Source organism: Streptomyces sp. NPDC091376, from assembly GCF_044757085.1.
Taxonomy (GTDB): domain Bacteria; phylum Actinomycetota; class Actinomycetes; order Streptomycetales; family Streptomycetaceae; genus Streptomyces; species Streptomyces pratisoli.
In genome coordinates this window covers 29,345-45,244 of record NZ_JBIVUF010000027.1, presented here as the reverse complement: position 1 = coordinate 45,244, position 15,900 = coordinate 29,345, and the positions used below count along the sequence as shown (strand labels likewise).

Below are 15,900 nucleotides of genomic sequence, written 5' to 3'. Positions count from 1 at the left end.
TTCTCCAGAATGCGCAGGACCGGCCCCTCCTCGTGGCCGCCGGCCTCGTCGCCACCGTCTCCCTTGCCGGCGTCGCGGCCTGGCAGCACCAGCAGAGCACCGAGTCACAACGACAGGCACAGCAGGCGGCCCGGAAACTCGACGAGCTGACCTCGATCATGTCCGCCCCCGACGCCCGCACCGTCCAGGGCCGCACCACCAACGGGGCCACCACCTCGGTCACCACGTTCAGGCAACTCGGCAAGGCGGTGTTCGTCGGAACCAACCTCCCCAAGCCTGCGACGCTCACTACGGCTCCGCTCCTGCGGCTCACGCTGCCCGCATGACCGGATGTCCGGATGCACTGCGTGTACGCGGTGCGAGGGGCACCACTCCACTTGGGGCGTGGCGGCCGAGCAGAGATCGAGGAGCCGCCGCCGGCGGCGTATGGAGTGGTGGGAGCAGCGTGGTCCCTGCGGTGACTGTGGTCGGTGCGGGGTGTCGGAGTTGACCGCCGCGTATGTGCTCAGCCGTTCGAGTGAGGTCACGCTGTACGAGGCCGACGATCGCCTGGGTGGACACGCGCCACTCATGAGCCGGCCGCCTCGTCCGGGGGCACGGTGGGGGTCGATTCAGGGGGTTTGGGCGTCGATCGCAACGTGGGCAATGAGATCGATGTTGAACGGAAGGTCCGCCGAGACTGCTGATCGCAGAGGAGTCCCGTTGCCTGTATGTCATGCGCCCTGTCGCCCGGTCTGAGGACGCTCTGTCGCGAGCTCACGGTGGCTGCGGGGCCGGTTGGCGGATGCAACCGTCTCCCGTGTCGCAGTGCTGAACCGGATCAGTGGGTGTCGACCCGCGAGCAGCCGGCCGCCCTCCTCCCTAACGGCGCCTCCGGAGCAAGCGCGCGCCGCAACGAGAGCAGTGCTCGGCGCATATGGCTCTTCACCGTTCCCAGAGGCAGCCCCGTGGCCTCCGCGATCTGCGCCTGGGTGAGGTCGGCGTAGAAGGCCAGTCGGACCACGCGCTCCTGAGCCGCGGGAAGTGCTTCCAGCTCGCGCAGGACGAGGACCCGATCCAGGGCCCTTTGGGGTTCGTCGGCCGCGCGGGCCCCACGGGCCGACTCGTAGCCGATGGCCGCCGCCGCGACCAGCTCCGCGCGACGTGTGCGGGAGGCAAGTGTGTCGGCGATCTTGTGGCGGGTGATGCCCACGAGCCAGCCGGCGACCCCTCCGCGGCCTGGTCGATAGCCCTGCCGTCCACGCCAGGCGGCGAGGAACACCTGCTGGGTGACGTCCTCCGCCTCACGGTCGTCCCCCAGCGCCCGCCGCGCAAGCGTGTACACAAGTGATCCCCAGCGGCGGTAGAGGGCCTCGAGACTCCTGTCGTCACCGGCCGCGAAGCCCGCGGCCAGCGACTCGTCCGCGCGTGTCTCGTCGGAGGGCGGTGCCGATTCTCTGCGTCGTGGCCGAGCGAGCGGGGGCCGGGGCGTTCCGGATGCGACGAAGACCATGATCTCGGCTCCTCGTGCCAGATCCTCACCTGACTGACGGTTCCGGACACGCTGCCGTGACGGTGTCCCGTCAGGCATGTCGTGGCGCCGTACGCGTTCTGCAGGTGCCAGCAGGACCAGGTTGGCTGGTGAGCGACCAGCTCTCAACGTGCATCGCTTTTGCATCGGATTGCGCCTTGAGGAGGATGTGTCGTCCGGCGCAGTACGGTCGTGGCTGCGGTTGCTGTTGGCGCTCAGGGGGCCCCGCAGCCCAGGCGCGCGACCAGCAGCCGGTGCCGGGTACGCGGACACGGGATCACCATCCCGCGGTTCCCGGGCTTCCCTTGAACGGACCGACGATCCCGGGTGTGATCCAGCCCCCGTAGAAGTCCCCGGACTGAGCATCGACCCTCTGACCGTCCACCTCGCAGGCGCTGACGCGCCCCGCGTGGAAGGCGAAGTGGCTGGCCAGTGCCTGGTATCCAGGCATCGGGCTCTCGTAACTCCACGCGGCCTGGGCGGATTCGAGTGCTCCCACCTGCAGATCCCAGTACGTGGCGATGCCTTTCCACTCGCACCGTGTGCGGAACTTCGAGCGGTGCAGAGTCTCTTGCCGTACATCCTCGACGGGGATGTAGAAGGTTGGCGGATGGCTGGTCTCCAACACCCGCAGCGCCCTGCGCGTGTCCGCTATCAGGACCCCGGAGAACGTCACCACGACGTGGCGCTCGTCCGGCTCCACGCGGGGCGGTCGTGGGTAGTCCCACACCGACTCCGACCTGCGCACGTCTCTGCCCCGGTCTTTCATCGCGCGTCCTCTCCTGTCCCCCCGAGTCGCTTCGGACCGAGCCCACGGATCGGATGCGTCATGTCCACGCCGCCGCCGCGGACAGGCAGGGCGCCTCGCACCAGCGGCGCCAACTGACCTTCCTTCACGCTCAGTCGGCGGCGCGTGCCGATGCGCTCAGGCCGCACTTCCCGGGGTGCTCCGGCTCGGCGGGCCAACCGGGCTCGGCGGCGGGATCCTGCAGCCACCTCTGATCCATTCCTCGCCCCGGGAGGGACTCCGCCCGCCGAGGATTCGACCGCGGAAGCCCATCAGGAGCGCAAGGACGGCGGCATCTGGGAGCGTCCGGGAATCTGGTTGTGGCTCGTCGTCATCGGTGCAGTGCTCGTCGCCGCCTTCTTTCGTCGCTCGCGTCATCAGCATCTGATGTCAGGACGGCCGGACGGACCGTTCTCGCCCTGAGACGTCTGCCGTTGCTGCTCCCGCTCTCAGGGCGGACGCCGCAAGGGTTCGGTATCGCCACCAGTTCCTGCGCAGGAAAGCCTGCGATCCCACTTGCGCACGGGCGCGGTTGGCGCTTCCGCCCGGCGGATGCCCAGGCGGAGCCGCATCCGGCTGCCGCCCGCGGGCGGAACAGGTGATGAGGTTCCACATCCTGCGGATCCGCCATGGAGGGCAGTCCGATGATGAAGTCCCACACCGCCGGAATGGCAGTCGCCCTGCTCGGGGTATCCGCCCTGTCCCTGGGGGCAGCGGTGCCTGTGGGTGCCGTGGACCACGCAGCCGCGGACAAGGCGATGGTTTTTGTTTTCCACGGCGTACCCGGCCTGACGGTCGACGTGTACGCGAACGGAAGCGAGCTGCTGCCCGACTTCAAGCCCGGTACGCTGACCGATCCGCAGTCCCTCGACGCCGGCTCCTATGATGTCAAGATCTTCAAGGCTGGGGACAGTCCGAGCGGTACACCCGCGATTCAGAAGACGATCGAGGTTCCGGCGGGGGCCAACGCCACCGTCGTCGCCCATTTGTCGGCCTAAGGAAAGCCTGAGCTGGACGCCTTCGTCAACGACACCGCCAAGGTGGCAGCGGGCAAGTCCAGGCTCACCGTCCGGCATGTCGCCGCAGCTCCGGCGGTCGACGTCCGCACCGGTGGCCAGCCGGTCTTCAATGGGCTGGTGAACCCCAAGGAAGAGACGACTGACGTCGACGCGGGTACCGTGCCCGCTGATGTCGTGCTCGCCGGAACGGACACCGTCGTCATCGGTCCCGCCGGCCTCGATCTGAAGGAGGGCACGAGCGACATCGTCTACGCCTGGGGCAGCGCCGACGACAAGAACCTCGCGCTGAAGGTCCAGACCCTCGATGGGATGAACTCCACCCCGAACGCCGTCCACGCAGGCACCTTGGGACTCGGCGCGGTCAACTCGCCCGGCGCGTGGCTGGCATGGAGTGCCGCTGCCGGACTGGTCACACTCATGGGCGCGCTCAGTGTCGGCCGCCTGGCCCGGCGGCGGGTCTGATGTGGCAGACGATGGCCGGGGTCCCGGCGGCTTCTGGTCGCTGCATCGTCCTTTCCTTCACTCCATGAGTGAGATCAGACGCTCCGTCAAGAACCTCTTCGAGTACGACCGGGGTGGCGAACCTCAGTGACGGTGTTCCGCGAGTGCGGATGGGAGACGCTGGGCGACCTTGTCCGCAAGCGCCTCGAGCTCCGTTCTCATGAACGGAGTGGCTAGCCTCGCCAAGCCCTTGAAGCGGAAGGACGCCTGGTACCTCAAGAGTGTTCCGTCGCCCGATCGTGCCTCGAAGCGCATGTCATCGGTCGCCGTCACCGACTTGTTCGTACCTATGAACACCAGGTGTGTCGGCTCTCTGACCTCCAGCACGTACATCAGTTCGGTGGTGCGTCCGCGGAAGTGTGAGGTATTCCGCCACACGGCACCCGGCCGCACCGGCCCCTCGTCGATCCGGACACAGCACACCGTTCCCGGATCCCATTCCTCGGTGCGACGGAAGTCCTGCAGATAGGAGACCGCCTCGTCCAGAGGGGCGGGGAGGGCGACCATACGTTCCACCACTATCACTTCATGACCTCCTGGGTCGGCTCGAAGGGATCGGATGCATGAGCTGATGTCATTCCTTCTTGCGCAGCGCGCCCGACGGATGCGGGGTGCGTGGCGCGGGAGGCTCCGCCGTCCCTGCAAGAAGCGATGCACAAACGCTGCGTCTTGAGGACCAAGGGGCGTCGCCCGACCCTGAGTGGGGCGGGACGTACCCGCCCGGCGGTGTCCCGCTCCCTCGGAGCGGAAGCTTCCACCCGCCGGATCGCACCATGGGCAACAGGAGTCGTCGTGATCGCAGTGCACACGGCACACCGCCTCCGGCCCCTGGCCTCCGAGCCGACCGACGAGGAGCCCGGGCGCCGGACTCGTTCGCGGCGACGAGGGCTGCCTGGCCCTGGCCTTCCGGCGCTGGGGCGACCTCGTGCATGCCCTGGCGAGCCGGGCGATCTGGGACTCCCGCGAAGCGGAGGACGTGACGCAGCAGGTCTTCCTCGCCGCCTGGCGCGGTCGCCAAGGCGACCGCCCGAACGGGGGGCGGTTCGCGACCTGACACAGGCCAGGACCGCTCGGGGGACCGGTATCCCACTCGGAACCGTCAAGAGCCATGCCAGGCGCGGGCTCCAGCGGCTGCGCGGCAGCCTCATGCCGCTCCCGGAAGCCCGCCCGTACGACGACAAGCCGGACGCCCGGCCGTCCGTCGGCGAACGGCCGAACCCCGTCAACCGCAGCGGAGGAGAGCGCACCCATCCGCAGTTGCGAAGGCGCCGAATCAGCACAGATGGCAACCCTTACAGCCGATGACACGAGGGGGAACGGATGAAACAGCGAAGCGTCGCCGTCGTCGGGGCAGGAGTGGCGGGCCTGACCGCCGCTCATATCCTTTCGCGCACCCATGACGTGGTCCTGTACGAGGCCGAATCCCGGCTCGGCGGCCACGCCCACACCCATGAGTTTCCGACCGGGGCGGGCGGTACCGTCCGCGTGGACACCGGCTTCATCGTCCACAACGAGCGCACCTACCCGCACCTCCTGCGGCTCTTCCGCGAACTCGGCGTCGTCACACAGGACTCCGAGATGAGCATGTCCGTGCGGTGCGACGGTTGCGGCCTCGAATACGCCGGCGCTCGCGGCCCGCGCGGGCTGCTGGGCGGAGGCAACGCTCTGCGGGGCCGACACCTACGGATGCTCGCGGACGTACCGCGCTTCCACCGGGCCGCCCGTCGGCTTCTCGCCTCCGGGGACGACACCAAGACCCTCGGGTCCTTCTTGAACCAGGGCGGCTTCTCTGCCTACTTCATCGGCCACTTCGCACTGCCACTCGTCTCCGCCGTCTGGTCCTGCGCGCCGGACACCTCCCTCCTGTACCCGGCCGCGTACCTCTTCCGGTTCCTCGACCACCACGGGCTGCTCTCCACCACCGGATCGCCGCAGTGGAAGACCGTGACCGGAGGTTCCTCGGCCTACGTGGAGAAGGCGGCCAAGAGCCTTGCCTCCGTCCGGATCGCCACGCCTGTGCGGGCGGTCGAACGCGGTGCCGACCATGCGCGCGTGACCACCGAGGACGGCGAGTCCGAGCTGCACGCCGCCGTCGTCGTGGCCGTCCATCCCGACCAGGCCCTCCGGATGCTCGTCGACGCCACTCCCGACGAGCGCCGCGTCCTGGGAGCGTTCGTCTACTCTCGCAACCCCACCGTCCTGCACCGGGACACCAGCGTCCTTCCACGATCACCGCACGCGCACGCGTCCTGGAACTACTGGCTCCCGTCCTGCACGGCACGCCCCGGCTCCGTGCAGGTGAGTTACGACATGAACCGGCTTCAGCGCCTCTCCCTGACCGAGCCGCACATCGTGACCCTCAACCCCGGCAACCGCGTTGATGAGAGCACCGTGATCGCACGGATGGTGTACGAGCACCCCGTCTACACGCCCCGATCCGTCGCGGCCCAGCGGGACCTCCCCGGCCTCGCCACATCCGTCACCGCCTTCGCCGGCGCCTACCACGGTTGGGGCTTCCACGAGGACGGCTGCCGTTCCGGAGCCGAAGCGGCCCGCGCTCTGGGGGTGACCTGGTGAGCTACGACGTCAAGCCCACCGACTCCGCGACACCTGGGCCCATACCTGTGCCCCTGCCCGTAACGGTGCCCGCGCTGTACACCTGCGAGGTCGCCCATACCCGCGTCCAGCCGGTCAGGCATTCCCTGCGCCGACGCACGTACCTCTGGCTCGTGGACCTCGACGACCTGCCCGAACCACCCCGCCTTCTGCGGCCCCTCGCCCGCTTTGATGCCCGCGACCACTTCGGTGGCCGGGCACGCACCATCCGCGCGGGCCTCGATGCCTACCTGGCGTCACACGGTGTGCGGAACGCCGACGGCCGTGTCCTGATGCTCGCCCACGCCCGCGTCTTCGGCCACGTCTTCAACCCGCTCACGCTGTACTGGTGCAACGACACGGCCGGCCGGCCGGTCTGCGTTGTCGCCGAGGTGCACAACACCTACGGCGGCCGGCACTGCTACCTCCTGCGGCCCGACGCAGACGGCCGCGCCTATGTCGTCAAGAACTTCTACGTCTCGCCGTTCTTCGACGTCGAAGGCTCCTACCGGATGCGGCTCCCCCTCCCCGGCGAGCGGCTCGACCTCACCGTCCAACTGCGGCATTCGGACGGATCCCGGCCGCTCACCGCCACCGTCCGAGGCCGCCACCGCCCCGCCGACGCACGCGGTCTGCTCACCGCCGCGCTCCGCCATCCCTGGTCGACGGCCGCTGTCAGCTTCGGCATCCGCTGGCACGGAATCCGCCTGTACCGCAAGGGACTTCCTGTCCGCCCCCGACCTCTACCGCCCACCAGGGAAGGCATGCTGTGACTGTCTCCACCCCCTCGGCCACGCGAGCCTCCACGGCCCCCGGCCGACCGGTCGCCGTCGATCCGGCGCGATGGCCCGACGTGGCGCGACCTCCGCGCGCCTCCACCGTGCGCACGACCGTCGCCCGGTACGTCGTCGAACGTGCCCTCGCCCGCCTGCCACTCCGGATACAAAGGGGTGGCGACCACACGGCGAGTGAGGACGGGGCGCCGACGCTGACGTTGCGCGATCCGGCCGCGTTCCATCAGCGGATCGGGGCCGACGGGCTGATCGGCTTCGGTGAGTCCTACATGGCGGGGGAATGGGACAGCGACGATCTCGTCGGCGTTCTCACCGTCTTCGCGACCCATGTAAACGACCTCGTACCCGCTTGGCTGCGCCGGTTCCGGGGCGTGTGGGCGCACCGCCGCCCCGCCCGCGACCGCAACACGCTCGACGGGGCCCGTGACAACATCCACCGTCACTACGACCTGTCGAACGACCTGTTCGCGCTCTTCCTGGACCCGAGTCTCACGTACTCCTCGGCCGTGTTCGACACCCTCCCCGCCACATCGCACGCGCTCACCTCCGCCCAGCACCGCAAGATCGACCGGCTGCTCGATCTCGCGGGCGTCGGCTCGGGAACCCGGCTGCTCGAGATCGGCACGGGCTGGGGTGAACTCGCCGTTCGTGCCGCGCTCCGGGGGGCCGACGTCCTGACCGTGACGCTCTCCCAGGAGCAGCACGACCTCGCGCTCCGCCGCATCGCCGACGCCGGCGTGGAGGGGCGGGTGAAAGTCGAGCTGCGTGACTACCGTCAGGTCGGGGGCCGCTACGACGCCGTCGTCAGCGTCGAGATGATCGAGGCGGTCGGCGCCGAGTTCTGGCCCGACTACTTCCGTGCCCTTCGCCGGCTCATCACCCATGGCGGAAGCGTGGCCGTGCAGGCCATCACGATGCCGCACGAGCGGATGCTCGCCACCGCACGGACGCACACCTGGATCAGCAAGTACGTCTTTCCCGGGGGCCTCATCCCGTCGCCGGACGCCATCAGCAGGGAGAGCGCCGCGGCCGGCCTGAGCATCACCCACGACACCGGTTTCGGCGACCACTACGCCGAAACGCTCCGTATCTGGCGGGAACGATTCGTCCAGCGGTCGGCGGAGGTTGACGCTCTCCGCTTCGACCCGGTTTTCCGCCGCATGTGGGAGCTGTACCTGGCCTACTCCGAGGCGGGGTTCCGCTCGCACTACCTTGACGTCCGCCAGTTCCGGCTCGTCCCGACAGACCCGGAACGGGAGGCGTCCCGATGAACGCCTCCGCTTTCGCGGTCAACCTGGCAGCGTCGGCGGCCGCCGCCCTCGCGGTCATGCTGGGCACGTTCGGGGTGGCGCTGGTGAAGGGCGTCCACCGGATCGTCGACGTCGCCTGGGGCCTGGCGTTCACCGCCGTCGCGCTGGTCACCTACGGGCTCTCCGCAGGCTACGGTGACGATGTACGTCGCCTTGCCGTGATCCTCGCGACCTGTCTGTGGGGGATGCGGCTCGCGTTCCACATCGCCCGCCGGGGACGCGGCCACGGCGAGGATCCCCGCTACGCACGGATGCTCTCCCGCGTTCCCGGCAATCCCGCACTCGTCGCGCTCCGCAAGGTCTACCTCCTCCAGGGCGCTCTCGTCTGGCTCGTCTCGCTCCCGGTGCAGGCGGCGGCGTATCTGCCCGAAGGAACGGACCTCCTTCTGGTCGTCGGCCTGGTCCTGTGGGCAGCCGGGCTGGCTTTCGAGGCCGTGGGCGACCACCAGCTCGCCCGCTTCAAGGCCGACACCGCGAACCAGGGTCGGGTCATGGACCGCGGACTCTGGGCCTGGACCCGGCACCCCAACTACTTCGGCGACTTCCTCGTCTGGTGGGGCCTCTACCTGGCCGCGTGCGCGAGCTGGCCGACCGCCGCCCTCACCGTCGTGTCGCCTCTGGTCATGAGCGGGCTGCTCATCTGGGGGAGCGGCAAACGGATGCTGGAGGCTCATATGGCGGAGCGCCCCGGCTACGCGGCTTACCGGGCCCGCACGAGCGGTTTCCTTCCCCGTCCACCTCGTAGGGCAGCAGCCGGCGAGACCGACTCCTGGTGATGGCCGAGCCACGGTGGGTCCGACGGCGTGGGGGCGGCCCCATCAACGTCGTGACCTCACCCGCCGATCCGGGTTCGGCGGTCCTCCTACTGCACGGAGGCCGCTCCGAGGGCTTTGAGCCGCCGCCCCTGATCAACTTGCCCGCGCTGCGCATGCGGCCCTTCTCCATCGGGGTCGCACGGGCCCTCGCGGACCGGGACGCACTCGTGGCGGAGGTCCGCTACCGCCACCGAGGCTGGAACGGGGGCCGTCACGACGCGGCACGGGACGCCGAGGCCGCCCTGGCGATGGTGCGGCGGGCCGTGGGGGAGATCCCGGTCGTGCTCGTGGGCCACTCGATGGGCGCCCGGGCCGCGTTGCGCGTCGCGGGGGACCCGATGATCCGTGGCGTAGTGGCCCTTGCCCCGTGGTGCCCACCCGGGGAGCCCGTCGCACACCTCGCGGGACGGGTGATCTACGTGCTGCACGACGAGGCCGACCGGATCACCTCCGCGAGGGAGTCCTGGGAGTTCGTCCACAGAGCTCGGGCGGCGGGTGCCGAGGCCGTCGGGATTCCGATGCGAGGGGGAGGGCACGCGATGCTGGGCGGCTGCTCCGGTTGGAAGCGCCGCACCACACGACTGGTCGCCGAACTGCTGGCGCCCCGCACGTGACAACGTGCCTGCCACGCCGTGTCTGCCGTCCTCGCCATTCCTACCCGCCTGACCCCGCGCCTGGTCTCAGACACAGGGTCAGGCGAGCCGTGCCATGTCACGATGGCAGGGCGATCACCGCGAGGCGCGTGTCGGTCGGCCGGGGTGATCCGCCTGTCGGCTCAAGAGTGATGCCCATGGTTGTGGAGAAGGTGGTGGAGTCCGTGGGCATCAGTCCTGCGGGGCGCACAGTCCCGTGGTCGTCGTATCAGAGCGGGTAGACCTTTCCCTCGGGCGGCGAGGGTATGAAGGACGCGGTGAGCGCCGGGTACTGCCAGCCGGAGACGCCTGGCAGAGCGACGGCGCCGGCGAGGGAGGCGGCGAACGCCACCGGGAAAGGCGGAGCCGTGACCGGCTCCTTCCCGTCACCGACGACGCGTGGCACCGTGCGCTGGCTCCTGGCGGACCGTGGCGATGCGGCGCAGCACATCGGACCGCGCGGGGTCGACGGTCTCCGCGACGGCCTGGTCCGGGTGAGCTCGCGTTTCCGACAGCTCGCGCACCTCCTGGGTGCACGGAGCACGCTGCGCTCTGTGCCGTTCGACTGCCTGTCGTTCCTCCTCGGTGTCGAGCGCGTGGAGGACGGGGGCGGCAGTCAGCGCATGCAGATCGTTGGCGGTCACGCCGTCACGTCGAAGACGGCCGTGCACGCTTCCTCGTCCCCACGCGCGGACTGGCGGTGGCTTCCGGCGGACCGTCAGCGCCTGGGCGTCCGAAGAGCTCCGAGCTCCTCGTTGAGCACGGTGAGGAATCGCAGCGCGGTGGCCAGCTCCTCGTCGTCGAACCGCTCCCTCGCCTGGGTGGCCGCCTCTGCCAGCGGGCGGAAGTACAGCCGGGCGACGGCTCGTGCGCTCTCCACATAGTGCACGTGCACCACGCGGCGGTCCGTGCTCGCCCGCGACCTGCGAAGGTGACCCGCCTTCTCGAGGCGGTCGAGACACGCCGTGACCGCACCTGAGGTGAGCCCCAGCTGTTCCTGCAACCGGCCGGGTGTCAGAGGTTCCGGGCTGTCGAGGATGATGCCGAGCGCCTGTACGTCGGTGGGGTGCAGGCCATGGGTGGCCGCGAAACCGTGGACCAGCCGGCTGATCTCCCCGTGCGTACGGCGCAGTGCGACGGCGAAGCTCTGGAGGTCGCCGGGCACCCGCGCGGGGGGCGACACCGTCTCTCCGTCATCGGTACTGGCCACGCGGTCAGCCTACGCTCCGGGAGCACGAGCGGATCACCGGAGGCTCCCACCTGTCGGGGGACCGGATACCAGGTGCGTCGCACATGGACCGGCGGCCCTGGACCTCGGGGACTTCCTGCGGTTTGCACAGGGAACGTTCGAGGACCACAGCGAGGAAGGCCACGGCGGGAAGCAGCCCTTCACGGTCAACCTGGGGACCACAAGAGCTGCAGACATCTCCCCCCCCACATCGCCGGCGCGCGGCCCTCCTCCGTCCAGGAGGGGTGACTCGCGATCCGGCACGACTCCACCATCAGGCGGCGCCGCAACGCCATCGTGCCGGCTCCGGGGGAGCAGCGGGCCAGTGCCTCGTATGTGCGGAGCCAGTCAGGGGCCGGCGGTGGTCGCCGCTCCCTGACTGGCTCTCAGCGGTGGATGGTCAGAACGACGCGTGCCACTTCTGGTAGTTGCCCTCGTTGCACTGTTTGATGTAGATGTCGCCGGTGCTGTTGCTGTCCAGGCAGGTCGAGAACCCGTGCGCCCAGGTGGCTTCGAACCTGTTGTAGGACGTGCCCTCGGCCCGCCACTTCCCGTCGTTGAACGGCTGGCCGTTGCTCGCGAAGCACGGCGTCGCCCACACGTCCTGCCTGGTTGTTTCGAGCTGGAGGCAGTCGCGGGTCGCGACGTTGCGGAACAGGTTCACGTGGTACCCGTCGCTCGACTTCCCGAGTTGGACGCGCTCCCAGCGCTGATGCTGGTTGCCGCCGTCGCACGACGACATGTAGACCGCCCCGGCGTGGTTGGCGTCGATACAAAGCCCGGTCTGGGCGTTGTGGATGTGCGCGACCGGATTGGCCGCGGCGGCCGGCGACGACTGGACGACCAGCGCCCCGACGAGCAGGCCGACTGCGGTCAGGACGCGGGCGAACCGGCGACCGTACAGCTTCATTGTCCTCTTCCTCACGGGTGGACAGACCCACCAAGGGCCTGTCGGACCGACATGACGCTCATCGGAGTCACATACGGCCCGCCGCGTTACATCGAGAAGACGACCAGTTCCCGGTTCTGGTCGTCACGCACCGGCCGGGCGCCACTCACGCCACGGACCTGCAGCGGTGGAGCATCACCCGCTGGTCGGCCGAGATCTCCCGGATCTCGCAGACCTCCTCCCTCCCGTATCTCTCGGCCTGCGGTACGGAGTGGCCCAGTTGGACGCCCTGACCGAGTCGGGGGCGGCGGCGGTCCGGCGCCGATGTGAAGGCCACCGACCCCTACGCGCCGTGCTGGGTGATCCAGTGCGAACACCGCCGTAGCGGCCTGGCCGGCTCCGCAGTGCGCACGCCGGACCTCCAGGTCCTCAACGGCACCGCTCGCCGAATCCACGGCGCCGACGTCGCTTTGATCGTGACGAACGGCCGGGTGACGAGGAAGCCTTGGCGGGCGAGACGGCTGTGGGTGACGTTCATGTCTGAGCCGTCGGTGGGCAGGCCGAGTAGCCGTGCCGTGCACGACCTGCTGGCAGGCGGTGCCTTGGTCGTGAGGACCGAACCGAGATCGGATATTCGGTGTTCTGCCCGCGCCGTGAGGGCACAGGATGGTGCGCATGACTTTGGCCACCCCCACACTGCACACCGCTCGCCTGCGGCTGCGCCCCTTCACCGACGCCGACACGGACCGCCTCTTCGCGCTGCACAGCAGCACTTACGTGATGCGCTACTGGGACTCCCCGCCGTGGAACGAACGGGCCCGCGCCGAGCGCTTCATCGCGATGTGCCGGAAGATGGCGGACGAAGTCACCGGGGCGCGGGTGGCCATCGACCGTGCTTCTGACGGGGCCTTCGTGGGCTGGTGCGGTCTGTCCGGATGGAACCCGGAGTACCGCAGCGCGTCGTTGGGCTACGTCCTCGACGAAGCGATGTGGGGCCACGGCTACGCGACGGAGGCCGCGCACGCCTTGCTGCAGTGGGCATTCGACACACTGGACCTGAATCGAGTTCAGGCCGAGACCGATACGCGCAACGTGGCATCTGCCCGGGTCCTGGAGAAGATCGGATTCCTGCGTGAAGGGACGTTGCGGGAAGACTGCGTCGTGAACGGCGAGGTATCCGACTCGTGGGTGTTCGGGTTGATCAGGCGAGAATGGCGGCCGGCGGCCGTGCCGGTACCAGCCCGCGAAGAGCGGCTGTAGGTCCGTTTCTGGCAGCGGCGACGAAGAGTTCAGTGAGGTTCACGCGGCCACCTGAAGGCTGTCGCGCCAGGCTGGCACGGGCGTGGTGAGGCGGCGGGTCATGTTCGTGGTGAAGGCCCAGTAGACGCGTGAGGCGGAGTTGCCTGGCCGGTGGTCGTACTCTCGGGCCAGGCGCCCGTGCAGCATCAACGTGCCGTTGACCTGCTCGACCACCCACCGCCTCGGCTGCGGAACGAAGCCCTTGCCTCTGGTCGCCGGGGTTGTGGCGGACGACGTCGACGGCGAGTCCCCGCTTGCGGCCCGGCGTCTTCTTGTTCGCGTCCAGTCCCGTCGTGGTCTTCGGAACCCCCGCGGCCGCGCGGGACCCCGCGCCAGATCTCTCAATCATTGAGATACTTTGCTGTCGACCTGATCGGTTGAAGTACTGAAGGGCTGACATGAGAAGCACATCCCGCTGGGCTCGCTGGGTGGTCCCGCTCACGCTGCTGGTGGTCTGGCTGGGCATCGGCGGCACTCTCGGGCCGTACGCGGGGAAGCTGGGCGAGGTCGCCACCAACGACCAGGCCGCCTTCCTGCCCCGTAGCGCCGAGTCCACCCAGGTCCTCGAAGCGCGTGGGGCGTTCGAGCGGTCGGCGTCGGTGCCCGCGATCGTCGTGTGGACCGGCGAGAGCGGCCGGGTGACGGATGCCCAGCGAGAGGCCGCGACCCGGGCGGTGGCCGATCTGGCCGGTCGTAGCGGGATCCAGGGCACCCCCTCGCCGGCGCTCGCCTCGAAGGACGGCCAGGCGCTTCAGGCCGTCGTCCCCTTGGCTCCCGGCCTGGGAGAGGAGCTGCCGGTCGTCCTGGACGACGTCCGTGAGGCCGCGAAGTCGGTCCCTGAGGCTCGGGTTGAGATCGCCGGCCCGGCCGCCAGCCAGGCGGATCTGTCCGACGCCTTCGCCGGGATCGACGGACTCCTCTTGGGTGTTGCGCTCGGGGCTGTCCTGTTGATCCTGCTGCTGGTCTACCGCAGCGTCCTGCTGCCCCTGGTGATCATCATCAGCGCCGTCTTCGCCCTCGGCCTGGCCTGCGCGGTGGTCTACGCGCTGGCCGACCGCGACATCGTGCGGGTCGACGGTCAGGTCCAGGGCATCCTGTCGATCCTCGTCATCGGTGCCGCGACCGACTACGCCCTGCTGCTCGCCGCCCGCTACCGCGAGGAACTCGCCGCACGGGGCGAGCCCGCGGCAGCGGCCATGGCGGCGCTGCGCCGGTCCGCCGGGGCAGTCGTCGCCAGCGCCGCGACCGTGGCCCTCGGGCTGATCGCTCTGCTCGCCAGTGATCTGACGAACAACAGGGCGCTCGGTCCCGTGGGTGCCATTGGCATCGTCTGCGCGGTGCTGAGCACGCTGACGTTCCTGCCGGCGGTCCTCGTGCTGCTGGGCCGCGCCGCCTACTGGCCGGCCACGCCCAAGCCCTCGGACGCGACGGCGGAGGGCCACAGGGTATGGCGTCGCGTCGCCGCTCTCATCGACCGCGCGCCATGGCGGGTGTGGGTCTCCACCGCGCTCGTGCTGCTGGCACTCGCCGCCTTCTCACCGGGCCTGTCCTCCAAGGGGGTGCCGCTCGACGAGATCTTCGTGAACGACGCCCCGTCCGTGAGCGCGCAGAGAACCCTCGGCCGTCACTTCCCCGGCGGGTCGGGGAACCCCACGGTCGTCATCGCCGACGCCGCCCGCGCCCAGGAGGTCACGCGGGCGGCGGAGGACACCGAAGGTGTCGCGTCGGCGGTACCTGTCACCGTGTCGGGCCGCCCGGGGACCGGTGTGCCGCTCGTCGTCGACGGCCGCGTCCGCATCGACGCCACACTCTCGGCGGCCGCCGACAGTGACGCCGCCGAGGAGACCGTGCAGCGGCTGCGCGACGAGGTGCACGCCGTTCCCGGTGCCGACGCCCTCGTCGGTGGATACACGGCCCAGCAGTACGACACGCAGCGGACTTCGGAGCGGGACAGAGCCGTCATCGTGCCCGTGGTCCTCGGCATCATCCTGCTCATCCTGGTGCTGCTGTTGCGCTCGCTGCTCGTACCTCTGTTGCTGGTGGCCACCGTGGCGCTCAACTTCTTCGCCACGCTGGGTGTATCGGCCCTCGTGTTCGAGTATCTGCTCGGCTTCAGCGGAACAGACGCGTCCGTTCCCCTGTACGGATTCGTCTTCCTGGTCGCCCTCGGCGTCGACTACAACATCTTCCTGATGTCACGCGTGCGCGAGGAGACCCTCACCCACGGCACGCGACACGGCGTCCTGCGCGGGCTGACCACGACCGGCGGAGTCATCACCTCGGCCGGCGTGGTCCTTGCGGCCACGTTCGCGGCACTGATGGTCATCCCGCTCGCCTTCCTTGTCCAGATCGCGTTCATCGTCGCCTTCGGAGTCCTTCTCGACACCCTGGTGGTCCGTTCCCTCCTCGTGCCCGCACTGGTCATCGACATCGGTCCACCCGCCTGGTGGCCCAGCGGCCTCGCTCGACGCGGTCCTGCCTACTCGCCACCGCCCGAGCCCGCCACCTGACACGGGCCGCC

At 69.5% G+C, this 15,900-nt stretch carries 15 protein-coding genes and 3 pseudogenes; 10 read left to right on the top strand and 8 right to left on the bottom strand.

Annotated features, from left to right (window positions below; all coding sequences use genetic code 11):
* Window positions 1–32 precede the first annotated feature (32 nt).
* Window positions 33–326 (top strand): hypothetical protein, encoded by a 294-nt coding sequence (locus ACIQMR_RS34930; RefSeq protein ID WP_401396195.1) that lies wholly within the window; start codon window positions 33–35, stop codon window positions 324–326.
* A gap of 494 nt (window positions 327–820) precedes the next feature.
* On the opposite strand, the gene ACIQMR_RS34925 is transcribed toward ACIQMR_RS34930, so the two are convergent.
* Both ACIQMR_RS34925 and ACIQMR_RS34920 read right to left on the bottom strand, forming a co-directional pair.
* Window positions 821–1,492 carry an RNA polymerase sigma factor gene (locus ACIQMR_RS34925; RefSeq protein ID WP_401396192.1) on the bottom strand — a complete coding sequence of 224 codons (672 nt, stop codon included), beginning with the start codon at window positions 1,490–1,492 and terminating at the stop codon, window positions 821–823.
* Between the two features lie 295 nt (window positions 1,493–1,787).
* Complete coding sequence (locus tag ACIQMR_RS34920; protein ID WP_401396189.1) at window positions 1,788–2,279, bottom strand: DUF427 domain-containing protein; 492 nt, start codon at window positions 2,277–2,279, stop codon at window positions 1,788–1,790.
* 665 nt (window positions 2,280–2,944) lie between these two features.
* Between ACIQMR_RS34920 and ACIQMR_RS34915 the strand changes: the two are divergent.
* Window positions 2,945–3,778: pseudogene (locus ACIQMR_RS34915) on the top strand (DUF4397 domain-containing protein).
* A 123-nt stretch (window positions 3,779–3,901) separates the two neighbouring features.
* Here the strand turns inward: ACIQMR_RS34915 and ACIQMR_RS34910 are convergent.
* Window positions 3,902–4,342 carry an SRPBCC family protein gene (locus tag ACIQMR_RS34910; RefSeq protein ID WP_401396187.1) on the bottom strand — a complete coding sequence of 147 codons (441 nt, stop codon included), beginning with the start codon at window positions 4,340–4,342 and terminating at the stop codon, window positions 3,902–3,904.
* 367 nt (window positions 4,343–4,709) lie between these two features.
* On the opposite strand from ACIQMR_RS34910, the pseudogene ACIQMR_RS34905 reads away from it, so the two are divergent.
* The 6 genes and pseudogenes from ACIQMR_RS34905 to ACIQMR_RS34880 form a co-directional block, all read left to right on the top strand.
* Window positions 4,710–4,963 (top strand): annotated as a pseudogene (locus ACIQMR_RS34905) (sigma factor-like helix-turn-helix DNA-binding protein); the annotation flags it as partial.
* A gap of 174 nt (window positions 4,964–5,137) precedes the next feature.
* Window positions 5,138–6,394, top strand: coding sequence for an NAD(P)/FAD-dependent oxidoreductase (locus ACIQMR_RS34900; RefSeq protein WP_401396185.1), 1,257 nt, complete (start codon window positions 5,138–5,140; stop codon window positions 6,392–6,394).
* Between the two features lie 65 nt (window positions 6,395–6,459).
* Complete coding sequence (locus ACIQMR_RS34895; RefSeq protein WP_401396240.1) at window positions 6,460–7,185, top strand: DUF1365 domain-containing protein; 726 nt, start codon at window positions 6,460–6,462, stop codon at window positions 7,183–7,185.
* On the top strand, window positions 7,182–8,477 hold the full coding sequence (locus ACIQMR_RS34890; protein ID WP_401396182.1) for a class I SAM-dependent methyltransferase: 1,296 nt from the start codon (window positions 7,182–7,184) through the stop codon (window positions 8,475–8,477). Before ACIQMR_RS34895 ends, ACIQMR_RS34890 begins: the two co-directional genes overlap by 4 nt.
* Window positions 8,474–9,292 (top strand): DUF1295 domain-containing protein, encoded by an 819-nt coding sequence (locus tag ACIQMR_RS34885; RefSeq protein ID WP_401396179.1) that lies wholly within the window; start codon window positions 8,474–8,476, stop codon window positions 9,290–9,292. Before ACIQMR_RS34890 ends, ACIQMR_RS34885 begins: the two co-directional genes overlap by 4 nt.
* 50 nt (window positions 9,293–9,342) lie before the next feature.
* Window positions 9,343–9,945: an alpha/beta fold hydrolase gene (locus tag ACIQMR_RS34880; protein WP_401396176.1), complete on the top strand. Its 603-nt coding sequence runs from the start codon at window positions 9,343–9,345 to the stop codon at window positions 9,943–9,945.
* Between the two features lie 247 nt (window positions 9,946–10,192).
* Here the strand turns inward: ACIQMR_RS34880 and ACIQMR_RS34875 are convergent, their stop codons facing one another.
* From ACIQMR_RS34875 to ACIQMR_RS34860, 4 genes are all read right to left on the bottom strand, one after another.
* Entirely contained in the window at window positions 10,193–10,369 is a 177-nt protein-coding gene (locus tag ACIQMR_RS34875; protein WP_401396173.1) for a hypothetical protein, read from the bottom strand.
* Window positions 10,370–10,681: 312 nt separating this feature from the next.
* Window positions 10,682–11,173 (bottom strand): MarR family winged helix-turn-helix transcriptional regulator, encoded by a 492-nt coding sequence (locus ACIQMR_RS34870; protein WP_401396170.1) that lies wholly within the window; start codon window positions 11,171–11,173, stop codon window positions 10,682–10,684.
* 418 nt (window positions 11,174–11,591) lie between these two features.
* Window positions 11,592–12,101 carry an RICIN domain-containing protein gene (locus ACIQMR_RS34865; protein ID WP_401396168.1) on the bottom strand — a complete coding sequence of 170 codons (510 nt, stop codon included), beginning with the start codon at window positions 12,099–12,101 and terminating at the stop codon, window positions 11,592–11,594.
* Between the two features lie 145 nt (window positions 12,102–12,246).
* Window positions 12,247–12,417, bottom strand: a complete 171-nt coding sequence (locus ACIQMR_RS34860; RefSeq protein ID WP_401396165.1) for a hypothetical protein — start codon at window positions 12,415–12,417, stop codon at window positions 12,247–12,249.
* 338 nt (window positions 12,418–12,755) lie between these two features.
* Here ACIQMR_RS34860 and ACIQMR_RS34855 point away from each other — a divergent pair, with 338 nt between their 5' ends.
* A complete protein-coding gene (locus ACIQMR_RS34855) occupies window positions 12,756–13,340 on the top strand; it encodes a GNAT family N-acetyltransferase (protein WP_401396238.1) in 585 nt (194 codons plus the stop codon).
* Between the two features lie 39 nt (window positions 13,341–13,379).
* Here the strand turns inward: ACIQMR_RS34855 and ACIQMR_RS34850 are convergent.
* Window positions 13,380–13,767, bottom strand: a pseudogene (locus ACIQMR_RS34850) (hypothetical protein); the annotation flags it as partial.
* 10 nt (window positions 13,768–13,777) lie between these two features.
* On the opposite strand from ACIQMR_RS34850, the gene ACIQMR_RS34845 reads away from it, so the two are divergent.
* Window positions 13,778–15,889 carry an MMPL family transporter gene (locus ACIQMR_RS34845; RefSeq protein ID WP_401396162.1) on the top strand — a complete coding sequence of 704 codons (2,112 nt, stop codon included), beginning with the start codon at window positions 13,778–13,780 and terminating at the stop codon, window positions 15,887–15,889.
* Window positions 15,890–15,900 lie beyond the last annotated feature (11 nt).

Bases quoted from the DNA above. Each gene is read 5' to 3' on its own strand.
- ACIQMR_RS34855 (WP_401396238.1), top strand. From the start codon at position 12,756: ATGACTTTGGCCACCCCCACACTGCACACCGCTCGCCTGCGGCTGCGC.
- ACIQMR_RS34845 (WP_401396162.1), top strand. From the start codon at position 13,778: ATGAGAAGCACATCCCGCTGGGCTCGCTGGGTGGTCCCGCTCACGCTG.
- ACIQMR_RS34900 (WP_401396185.1), top strand. From the start codon at position 5,138: ATGAAACAGCGAAGCGTCGCCGTCGTCGGGGCAGGAGTGGCGGGCCTG.
- ACIQMR_RS34925 (WP_401396192.1), bottom strand. From the start codon at position 1,492: ATGGTCTTCGTCGCATCCGGAACGCCCCGGCCCCCGCTCGCTCGGCCA.
- ACIQMR_RS34865 (WP_401396168.1), bottom strand. From the start codon at position 12,101: ATGAAGCTGTACGGTCGCCGGTTCGCCCGCGTCCTGACCGCAGTCGGC.
- ACIQMR_RS34885 (WP_401396179.1), top strand. From the start codon at position 8,474: ATGAACGCCTCCGCTTTCGCGGTCAACCTGGCAGCGTCGGCGGCCGCC.
- ACIQMR_RS34920 (WP_401396189.1), bottom strand. From the start codon at position 2,279: ATGAAAGACCGGGGCAGAGACGTGCGCAGGTCGGAGTCGGTGTGGGAC.